Here is a 10,575-nt window from a genome sequence, read left to right on the forward strand (position 1 = left end):
AAATGTAATCGTTGAAATTTCAAATGGGGATTTCACTCTTTTTTTATTTAAGGTATTGATTTTTTCTCCAAGATGATATACTTTAGAAAAGTAAGTGAGCATTTGTTTTAAATAACTTTTGTTCATTTCATCAGCATCCTTTTTATGTTTGTTTGTGGTAAAACTATTATAAAAAGGATGCTTTCTTTATGCAATTTTTTTCTCTATATTTTCCAGTAAAAATCGGAAAATACCTAATTTCTACTTACTATTTCTTAACCATTATAAATCAACGGGCTTATCGCCCTAAAAATTTTCAAGTGCGAAATCTCTGGCAGGAAGAACTATTCCCATAGTTTGATCGCAAGTTACAATAGTTAATATGCAGCTAATTATGCCAGTTTTTAAAATAAGTTCCCTCTCGTTTTTTATATTAGAAATAACTTTATCTGTAAGAAAATGTATAACTTTAGTGCCCTCTAATATGCTGCTGAGCGCAATTGCTCCCATTACTATTAGAAGAACTTCAATCATGGATACCATTCCTCCGCTTATTAATATTCCGTTTAGTTTAGCAGATGGAGTATTTCCTCTATAGCCCCAAATTATATATTTTAATATCTGAATGAAGGTAAATTTTTGTAAATTGAAGCTTATTATTATTCCACAAAAAAGTCCCATAAGCAGAGAGTATATTATTTTTATCCCGAATAAAGACATGATGACTATTGCAAAGGGGATTAACAACAAATAAGGAGATATAAAAAAGACATCTTTGATAGAATGCTGAAATTCTCTGATTCTGAATATATCTATGTTTCCACTATATTTGATGCCAAGAAGGTAATATAAAAAAGATGTAATGATAAAAGCAGGTATTAATGTTGCTGCCATGGATTTTAAGGCTTTACTATATCTGGTGTTTGTTGTTGAAAGCGTAAGATTTAAAAGTCCTGAAATAGGTGATATTTTGTCAGCAATAAAGGCACCAGATACGATAACTCCAAGCAGTATGTTTGATGGAATTGAAAAACCCGTTCCAATGCCAAGGACTGCAATTCCTATTGTGCTTAAGGTTCCAATAGCGGTACCCATAAATACAGCGCTTATAGACATGATTAAAAAGGCAGCAAATAAAAAATTCACTCCCCTTAAATATTCAAAACCGTAATAAATCATAGAAGGAACTATTCCAGAGGACATCCATATTGAAACTGTAGCGCCTATGAGTAGAATTAAAAGATATAAAATTTTACACTCACCTAATCCCTTAGTTATCATATGAAATAATTCTTTAAATGAAAAACCTTTTTTAATGAACAGTATGAAGGATAAAAAAATACATAGCAAAAATCCATATGATAATGAAATATTTGAAAGTACACATCCGCCTATTATTACAAAGATAGAAGTTAATATCAAAGTAACATCAGTTTTATTTATCGTGTTTTTCATATCCGACATCTCCGTTTAAATATGATAATATAAAAGTTTAACATTTTTTAAAATTTGTTTCAATAAAAAACAAACGAAACAGGGACGGTTAGTGTGAAATATAGCATTTCCATATTTGGATATATATGACAATACGCAGTGTTAGATACCGGATAAAGGAGGTATACCGCAAAAAAAGTGCCACCCAGTTGACAAGTGACAAACTTTTCATTCCGTCGTTGTGGCTATTTTTTAGTCATGCACTGTTAATGATTATTTGCAGTAGTGATTTTATAGTATTTATATTATATAATATGTTTATTATGAAGATTCAGGAGGATAAAATGAAAATAGCGCATATTGGAGAAATTTCTGCATTTATTACGGCAATTTGTTGGACGATTAATGGTATATGTTTTGAAATGGCTGGTAAAAGAGTTGGATCCTTCGCAGTTAATTTAATTAGGCTTTTAATTGCATTTTTCTTAATAAGTATTTTTAATTTTTTTACAACAGGTATGATATTGCCATTTGATGCAAACTTACATTCTTTTGTTTATTTATCAGTTTCAGGTATTATAGGATTTGTTGTTGGAGATTTGTTTTTGTTTCAAGCTTATGTTTTGATTGGAGCGAGGGTTTCAATGCTTATAATGTCTCTATCTCCTCCTATAACTGCACTTTTTAGTTATTTTATATTAAAAGAAAAGATAGGAATAATTTCTTTTTTAGGCATATCATTAGTTATTATTGGAATTATGATAGTTATATTAACAAAAGATGAATCTGAAGAGGGTATTAAATTTGAATTATCAAAGTCTATAAAGGGAATACTATATGCTTTCTTGGGAGCTGTTGGACAAGCTTTTGGCTTAATTGCAAGCAAAATTGGAATGAAAAATTATTCTAATCCATTCTTGGCTACTCAAATAAGAATAATTGCAGGGATAGCTGGTTTTCTGATATTATATTTAATTTCAAACAGATGGAATGAAGCGTATGATGCATTGAAAAATAAAAAAGCCATGCTTGAGATAACATTAGGTTCTATACTTGGACCTTTTATTGGAGTATCTTTATCCCTATATGCTGTCAACAATACTAAAGTTGCAGTTGCATCAGCAATTATGTCCATAATGCCAGTACTTATAATACCATTATCTGTTTTTGCTTTTAAAGAAAAAGTGAAAATAAAAGAAATTTTTGGAGCTATAATTTCTGTTGTTGGAGTTGTAGTATTATTTTTGCAATAAATATAATTATTTTTAAATGTTAAACGGGGACGGTTAAGAATTATTTAATTTTTTTAAAAGTTATTTTTCTTAACCGTCCCCGTTTTATATTGATTTTTAATAATAAAATATTATAATTTGCATATATAAAAACAAACATAATTGTATCGATACAATTATAAGGAGGTTGATTAGATGGAAAGATATCAACTTAATAAGGATCTTGCAAAAATGCTTAAAGGCGGAGTGATAATGGATGTAACAAATCCAAAAGAAGCTGAAATTGCTGAAAAAGCTGGGGCATGTGCAGTTATGGCGCTTGAAAGGGTTCCCGCTGATATTCGAAAGCAGGGTGGCGTTGCCAGAATGTCAGATCCTAAAATGATAAAGGAAATAAAATCTGCTGTATCAATACCTGTTATGGCAAAGGTGAGAATTGGACACTTTGTAGAAGCACAGATACTAGAGGCGATAGGTATTGACTATATCGATGAAAGTGAAGTTCTAACTCCTTCTGATGAGAAGTATCATATTAATAAATGGGATTTCAAGATACCCTTTGTATGTGGTGCAAAGAATCTTGGGGAAGCTTTAAGAAGAATAGGTGAAGGGGCTGCTATGATTAGAACAAAGGGAGAAGCTGGTACGGGAAATGTTGTTGAGGCTGTAAGACATATGAGATGTATAATGGATGAAATAAGAAAGATAAAGAATTCTCCTAAAGAGGAACTTATGACAATAGCTAAAGATTTATTTGCCCCATATGATTTAGTTGAATATGTATGGAAGGAAGGAAAACTTCCAGTTGTAAATTTTGCTGCAGGAGGAATAGCAACACCAGCTGATGCAGCACTTATGATGCAACTTGGTGCAGAAGGAGTTTTTGTAGGCTCGGGTATTTTTAAATCTCAAAATCCTGAAAAAAGGGCAAGAGCTATTGTTCTATCTACAACATATTATAATGATCCTAAAGTGTTAGCTGAAGTTTCTGAGGATTTAGGAGAAGCAATGTATGGAATAGATTTAAGTCAAATAGATAATAAGCTATCTGAAAGAGGATGGTAAAGTGAAAATAGGTGTTTTATCTTTGCATGGTGGAGTTATTGAGCATTTGAATCATATAAGAAATTTGGGAGCAGATGCTGTAGAAGTTAAAGAGGAAAATGATCTTAATGAACTAAATGGAATTATTCTTCCAGGTGGAGAAAGTACAACAATGGGTCTTCTCTTAAGAGAAAGAGGGATTTTAAATCCTTTGAAACAAAGAATCTTAAATGGACTTCCTGTTTGGGGGACTTGTGCGGGAATGATACTTTTAGCAAAGGAGATAGAAAACGATTTTCGAAATCACCTTCAAGTTATGAACATTAAGGTTAGAAGGAATGCATATGGAAGCCAGCTTGATAGTTTTGTTTGCAGCTATAGAATAGAAAAAGTTACAAATGAAGAAATACCGCTAATATTTATTAGAGCACCGTATATAGTTGAAACAGGAAGGGAAGTTGATGTGATATTCGAAATTGATGGAAAAATAGTTGCTGCCCGTGAGAGAAACATGTTAGCAACATCCTTTCATCCAGAATTGTCAAGCAGTTTAGAATTCCACAGGTATTTTTTAAATATGTGTAAAGAATACTTTTAGAAGTTTCAGTAATGAGGGACGGTTAACAATTTTTGATATTGTTAGCTGTTCTTTTTTAACTTGTAAAATATAGATGCATAGAAGTACATCTTATCGATATAAAAAAACAGTACTATTAAAATTAATAGTACTGTTTTAAAACTCTATAATTTAACTTTAATATGCTTCAACGAATACTTCAAAATAGCCTTGTGGGTGGGCGCAGGCTGGGCAAACTAAAGGCGCTTCGTTCCCTTCATGTATATAACCGCAATTGTTGCATTTCCATTTAACGATATTATCTTTTTTAAATACATTTCCATTTTCTAAATTGTCATAAAGTTTTCTATATCTTATTTCATGATGTTTTTCTACATCTGCTATCTTTCTAAAAACTTCTGCTATTTCAGGGAAACCCTCTTCCTCAGCAACTTTTGCAAATTCTGGATAAAGCTCTGACCATTCTTCATTTTCACCTTTTGCAGCTGATAAAAGATTAAATTTAGTATCGCCCAGTGCTACAGGATAACCTGCGTTGATTTCAACTGCTTCTCCTTTTAAGCTTTCGTTTAAAAATTTAAAAAATCTTTTAGCATGTTCTTTCTCATTATCTGCAGTTTCTAAAAATAGTTTTGATATTTGGACAAATCCTTCCTTTTGAGCAGTCGATGAGTAATATGTATATCTGTTTCTGGCCTGTGATTCCCCAGCAAAAGCTTTCATTAAATTTTCAGCAGTTTTAGTCCCCTTTAAAGATTTCATACAAACTTACCTCCTTTTAAATTCTTTTATATATATTACCATTAAATCAAAATCTTTTGAATAGCAATAAAAATAAAATTATGAATATTTAAACATTTTGCGGTGTGAAGAAAGGTATGAAAAAATAGTTTTGACTTTTAGATATTTAATATTAAATATCATATAGTATACACTGTAAGTTTATAACAAACACAATTTTTAGTTTTTCTGATAATTTATCAAAGCTTAATTTAAGGTAATCACATATAGATATGAGAGTCCAAACTAACAATAATTGTTAACTGTCCCCCATATGTTCCTAAAAGAAAATCTTTTTGAAGCAAAAATAAATTAAGATAAATTGATGATAATTGTTAACCGTCCCCAAAAAATTTTCAATTTGTTAATTCTTTTGTCATTAATTTTATATAAAAAATGTTTATAGTAGAAAATGGAATTGTTTATTATTATAGATAGTTGGGAGGGAAAAATTTGATAAAGGCTTTAAACCTTACAAAAATTTATGGAAAACATGTTGCAATAAAAAATGTAAACTTTCAGATCGATAAGGGAGAAATAGTAGGTTTTTTAGGACCTAATGGAGCAGGGAAAACCACAACCCTTAATATTATAACGGGTTATATGTCTCCTTCACAGGGAAGCGTTGAAATTGATGGTCTTGATATAATTGAAAATTCATCGGCTGTTAAGAAAAAAATTGGGTATCTTCCTGATGTTCCTCCTCTTTATATGGACATGACGGTAGGGGAGTACTTAGACTTTGTATACAATATTAAAAAAGCTGATATTTCAGCTAAGGAAAAGGCTATAAATGAAATAATTGAAACGGTAAAAATTGGTGATGTAAAAAACAGGCTTATAAAAAATCTTTCAAAGGGTTACAGGCAAAGAGTAGGTATAGCTCAGGCTCTTGTTGGAAATCCTGAAATTCTTATACTTGATGAACCAACTTCAGGCCTTGACCCAGTTCAGATAATCGAAATTAGGAATCTTATAAAAAGTATAGGAGAAAATCGCACAGTATTTTTAAGCTCACATATTTTATCTGAAATTGAGGCAGTATGTAATAGAATAATCATAATAAATAAAGGTGAAATTGTAGCAAGTGGTACTCCTTTGGAACTTAGAAGCCATATTGAAGGCAGCAGAAAACTGCAGCTAAAAGTAAAATCTGATAAATCCATTATCGATGATTTACTTAAAATATCAGGCGTTAAGAATGTAAGTATAATTAATAATGCAAAACAGGAAGAGATTGAGATAGATACTATTGATATTGTTGTTGAGTCAGAAAAGGGAAAAGATATAAGGGAAGATGTTTTTATGTTAGCAGCGGAAAAAAGACGTCCTATACTTATGATGGTTGAGCAAAAATTTGACCTTGAAGATATTTTCCTCCAAGTTACGGGAAAAGAAGAAAACAAAACAAATTAAAGGAGGCGGATTTATGTTAGCTGTTTTTAGACGTGAATTAAAATCATATTTTACAACTCCTATAGGATATGTTTTTATGGGAGTATTCCTGCTGATAAGCGGCATTTTCTTTTCTCTTATGAATTTATTGCAAAATGATGGGAATTATGTTAATGTGCTTAATACTATTGTTTTTATATTTCTTTTTCTTGTACCTATACTTACAATGAGAACTTTAAGTGAGGAAAAAAAGAATAAGACAGAGCAGCTTCTATTAACCTCTCCCATTAGCATATGGGATATAGTTTTTGGAAAATTTTTAGCATCAGCAACTTTGTTTTTTATTACTTTAGTTATTACTTTAATATACCCTCTAATAATTAAATTTAATGGTTATATTGCTCCAAGTGAAGTCTTATGCACATATATAGGTTTCTTCCTTATAGGATGCAGCTTTATAGCAGTTGGAACATTTATATCTTCTCTTACAGAGAATCAAATCAGCTCTGCAATAGGAACCTTTGGTGCTCTTCTTATTTTGTGGATTATGGAATGGATAACTCAAAACGTTCAAAGCGGCATAAAATCAGGATTAATATTTGCATTGATATTGACAGCTTTAATTGTAATTATAATAAATTCAACAGTTAAAAATCCTTATTTTAGTGGAGTAGCAGGTATCATAGGATTATTAATAGTATTTACTGTTTATTTTACAAAAAAAAGCTTTTTTGAAGGATTCATAGCAAATTTTTTAAATTGGATGTCCGTACTTACAAGATTTGATTCTTTCTCAGGAGGAGTTTTTGATGTAAGCTCCGTAGTTTACTATTTATCTTTTATATTTGTGTTTTTGCTTTTAACAGTAAAATCAATCGATAAAAAACGATGGAGCTAAGAAGGAGGCATAAAATGAGAAAATTAGATTTTATATCAAAGATGAATTCATCTTTTAAGGATAAAAAATTTAAACAGGGAAGCTATGCTGCTCTTTCAACTGTAATAATAATATGTATTGTTGTTGCAATTAACTTATTAGTTGGCAAATTTAATATTAAGTTTGACCTTACTAAAAACAAACTTTATACATTGTCAGATCAGAGTAAAAAGATTTTAGAGTCAATAAATAAGGATGTGAATATTATAGCTCTTTATCAGGCGGGTCAAGAGGATAAGGCGATAAAACAAATATTAAATCAATATGAAAAAGTTAATGATAAAATAAAGATACAGTATAAGGATCCTGAGCTTTATCCTGAATTTGTAAAAAAATACGATAAGGATGGCAGCATAGGAGAAGGGAATTTAATAGTTGAATGTGGAAATAAGTTTAAGGTTTTATCATATAGTGACCTTGTGAGCTATTCTGATTACAGCCAATCCTTAACAGCAGAACAAAATATTACTGGAGCTATAGTTTATGTAACTTCAGATAAAAGATTATTAATATATAATGTACAAGGGCATAATGAGGACAGCCTTCCGAATAATGTTGTAAATTCCCTTGAAAATCAAAACTATGAAATAAAAAATGTAAATCTATTAACGGATAGCATTGAGGCGGATAAGGGAATGCTTATGATTATGGGGCCCAAGATAGATTTAACACCCGATGAAATTTCTAAAGTGCAAAGTTTTTTACAAAGCGGAGGGCATGTTTTTATTTCAGCTCCTATTATGAAAAATGAGCCTGCAAATTTAAATAAGCTTCTTTCAAACTACGGGGTTAAATTAGAAAGCGCTTTAATTATTGAAGGAAGCAGTTCAAACAGCTTGCAAAATCCCTTATATATAATTCCAGACAATTTAAATCACAGTATAACTGAACCAATTACAAATTCAAAATATCCTATTGTTTTAAGAGCTGCACATCCTATAACTAATTTAGACATTGTAAGGCACACAGTAAAGATAGATCCTCTTTTAAAAACTTCTGATGAGTCTTATGCAAAAACAAACCTTCAAAGTGAAGTTTTAGATAAGGAAAAGAGTGATTTAACTGGACCTTTTGTTGTTGCCAGTGCAATTACCGATGAAATAGGAAAAGATGATAAAAATCCTAAAATTGTTATTGTTTCAAGCAGCAATTTTGTTGATGAGAGTCTTACAGCAAACGGAATTGGAAATACTGATTTGCTTTTAAACAGCATAAATTGGCTTGAAAGTAACACTCAAAATATATCAGTGACTCCAAAGGATTTATCATCAAATTATCTGCAGCTTAGCGGTGCAAAACAGCTATTATTCTCTGGACTTGTTGTAATCGTAATACCTGTTATAATACTTGTAAGCGGCATTGTTATATGCATAAGGAGGAAGAACCTATGAAGTCATACAATAAAATAATTCTGCTTTTATTAGTTTTAGGAATTGTTTTAGGTGTTTATGCTGCAAAGGTTATGTATGATAATAAAAAGGAAGAAAGTAAAGCTGATACAATAGAGCTTTTTAAATTAGACAAAAGCAATATAGATGAAATAAAAATTGAAAATAGTAAGGAAAGCTTTTCGATAAAGAACAATAACGGCAGTTATGATGTGTTAAATGTAAACTATAAAATGGATAAAAGTGCGATTGAAGATATAGTAAATATGATTTCTAATGTTGAGGCTATAAGATTGATATCAGAAAATAAAGAGGATTTTAAAAGATATGGATTAGATAATCCTAATGGGCAATGTATTGTTAATCTTAAGGATGGAACGAGTAGAAAGCTTTTATTAGGAGATGCTGCTCCAGGAGGAAGCAGCTATTATGCAGAATATGAGGGAAAAGTTTATACTATTTCCGATACAACAGGAAAACTTTTGCTTAAAAGATTAGAGGATTTAAGAGATAAACAACTATCTTTAGCAAATGATAATGTTTCAGGAATAAAAATATTAACGGCAGGGAATAATGTGGAACTAAAATTAGAAGATGAGAACAGGTGGGTTATTTCACAACCCTATGGAAATGGTGTTAGTGTTGATTATGATAAAGTATATATAATTATAGATGCCTTGAAAAATATATATATTGAAAATTTTGTTGAAGATAACTGTAAGGATTTTTCAAAATATGGATTAAATAAGCCTTCAAAAGAGGTTATCGTTATTGAAGGAAATAACCAAAAGAGTATGATATTTGGAAATATGGTTGGAAATGAAAGTATATATTTTAAGGTATCAGATAATAACTCAGTATATATGATGTCTATGGAAGATTATAAAAAGTTTGATGTAAAAGCCTTTGATATAATAAGTGCATGTCCTGTAAATCCATTGGTAGCTAATATTAATGAAATGACTGTAATAAGTGGAAATGAAAAATACATTTTCACAGTTGAAAAGCAAAATATAGATTCAAAAGATTCAAAGGATAATAGCTCAGAAGTAAAACTCAAATATAAGCTAAACGGGAAAGAAATGAAAGAAGAAGATTTTCTGAGCATTTACAACAAATATTGCACCATTGTTGTAGATTCACAAATAAAGAAAGTTATAAAGAATGATACTGAAAGCTTTAATAAGCCGGAAGTTGTTATTAAATTTAAATTAAATAAAGGATTAGAGAAAAATATAAACATTGAATTTATCCCATATAACGAACAGTTTTATAAAATGCTTATAAATGGCAAAGGAGATTTTGCAATTAGCAAGTCTCAGATAAATGAATTTATAAATGCTATTAGGTAAGGTAGGTAAGGGACTGTTAGTGATTTGTTAACAAGTTTATCAAAGTGTATTTGGGGACAGTTAAGAATTAATTCAAAAATCTATTATCAATTTATCATATTTAATAATAAATAATTCTTGTTAACTGTCCCATGAATATCACCCCTTAATTTTGGTAATAATAATAAAAAATACTAAAACAGGGGTGATTTTTATGCCACGAATGGCAAGGGTCAAATCCTTTGATGCAGTATACCATGTTATGTGTAAAAGTATAAAAGAGGTAAATCTTTTTGAAGATGATAAAGATAAGCTTAAATATCTTTATTTTATTAGAAAGTATCAAAAACTTTACGAATTCAGGGTTTATGCATACTGCTTAATGGATAATCATGCCCATTTTATTATAGATGCAAATGGCTCTGATATATCGAGGATTATGCATAGTATAAATTTTTCTTATGCGCAATATTTTAAT

The 10,575-nt window shown here is 30.2% G+C and carries 10 protein-coding genes; 8 read left to right on the forward strand and 2 right to left on the reverse strand.

Going from position 1 to position 10,575, the window contains the following annotated elements; all coding sequences use genetic code 11:
• Nucleotides 1–285 precede the first annotated feature (285 nt).
• Nucleotides 286–1,434: a Na+/H+ antiporter NhaC family protein gene (locus tag B5D15_RS14535; protein WP_179122333.1), complete on the reverse strand. Its 1,149-nt coding sequence runs from the start codon at nt 1,432–1,434 to the stop codon at nt 286–288.
• Between the two features lie 323 nt (nt 1,435–1,757).
• On the opposite strand from B5D15_RS14535, the gene B5D15_RS14540 reads away from it, so the two are divergent.
• The 3 genes from B5D15_RS14540 to pdxT all read left to right on the forward strand — a co-directional run bounded on the left by B5D15_RS14540 (nt 1,758) and on the right by pdxT (nt 4,287).
• On the forward strand, nt 1,758–2,666 hold the full coding sequence (locus B5D15_RS14540; protein WP_078697830.1) for a DMT family transporter: 909 nt from the start codon (nt 1,758–1,760) through the stop codon (nt 2,664–2,666).
• A 174-nt stretch (nt 2,667–2,840) separates the two neighbouring features.
• On the forward strand, nt 2,841–3,710 hold the full coding sequence (gene pdxS / locus B5D15_RS14545) for a pyridoxal 5'-phosphate synthase lyase subunit PdxS (RefSeq protein WP_078697831.1): 870 nt from the start codon (nt 2,841–2,843) through the stop codon (nt 3,708–3,710).
• 1 nt (nt 3,711) lies between these two features.
• Nucleotides 3,712–4,287, forward strand: a complete 576-nt coding sequence (gene pdxT / locus B5D15_RS14550; protein ID WP_078697832.1) for a pyridoxal 5'-phosphate synthase glutaminase subunit PdxT — start codon at nt 3,712–3,714, stop codon at nt 4,285–4,287.
• Nucleotides 4,288–4,443: 156 nt separating this feature from the next.
• On the opposite strand, the gene rbr is transcribed toward pdxT, so the two are convergent.
• Complete coding sequence (gene rbr / locus B5D15_RS14555; protein WP_078697833.1) at nt 4,444–5,028, reverse strand: rubrerythrin; 585 nt, start codon at nt 5,026–5,028, stop codon at nt 4,444–4,446.
• 471 nt (nt 5,029–5,499) lie between these two features.
• Here rbr and B5D15_RS14560 point away from each other — a divergent pair, with 471 nt between their 5' ends.
• The 5 genes from B5D15_RS14560 to B5D15_RS14580 form a co-directional block, all read left to right on the forward strand.
• Nucleotides 5,500–6,462 carry an ABC transporter ATP-binding protein gene (locus B5D15_RS14560; protein WP_078697834.1) on the forward strand — a complete coding sequence of 321 codons (963 nt, stop codon included), beginning with the start codon at nt 5,500–5,502 and terminating at the stop codon, nt 6,460–6,462.
• A gap of 13 nt (nt 6,463–6,475) precedes the next feature.
• Nucleotides 6,476–7,339 carry an ABC transporter permease gene (locus tag B5D15_RS14565; RefSeq protein WP_078697835.1) on the forward strand — a complete coding sequence of 288 codons (864 nt, stop codon included), beginning with the start codon at nt 6,476–6,478 and terminating at the stop codon, nt 7,337–7,339.
• A gap of 14 nt (nt 7,340–7,353) precedes the next feature.
• The gene (locus B5D15_RS14570; RefSeq protein WP_179122334.1) at nt 7,354–8,769 is read left to right on the forward strand and encodes a GldG family protein; all 1,416 of its coding nucleotides are present in this window, start codon (nt 7,354–7,356) and stop codon (nt 8,767–8,769) included.
• Nucleotides 8,766–10,118, forward strand: a complete 1,353-nt coding sequence (locus B5D15_RS14575; protein WP_179122335.1) for a DUF4340 domain-containing protein — start codon at nt 8,766–8,768, stop codon at nt 10,116–10,118. The genes B5D15_RS14570 and B5D15_RS14575 overlap by 4 nt, the downstream gene beginning before the upstream one ends.
• A 193-nt stretch (nt 10,119–10,311) precedes the next feature.
• The coding region (locus tag B5D15_RS14580) for a transposase (protein WP_179122332.1) at nt 10,312–10,575 on the forward strand (264 nt) is incomplete at its 3' end.

Source organism: Caloramator quimbayensis, assembly GCF_900167605.1.
Taxonomy (GTDB): Bacteria; Bacillota; Clostridia; order Clostridiales; family Caloramatoraceae; genus Caloramator_B; species Caloramator_B quimbayensis.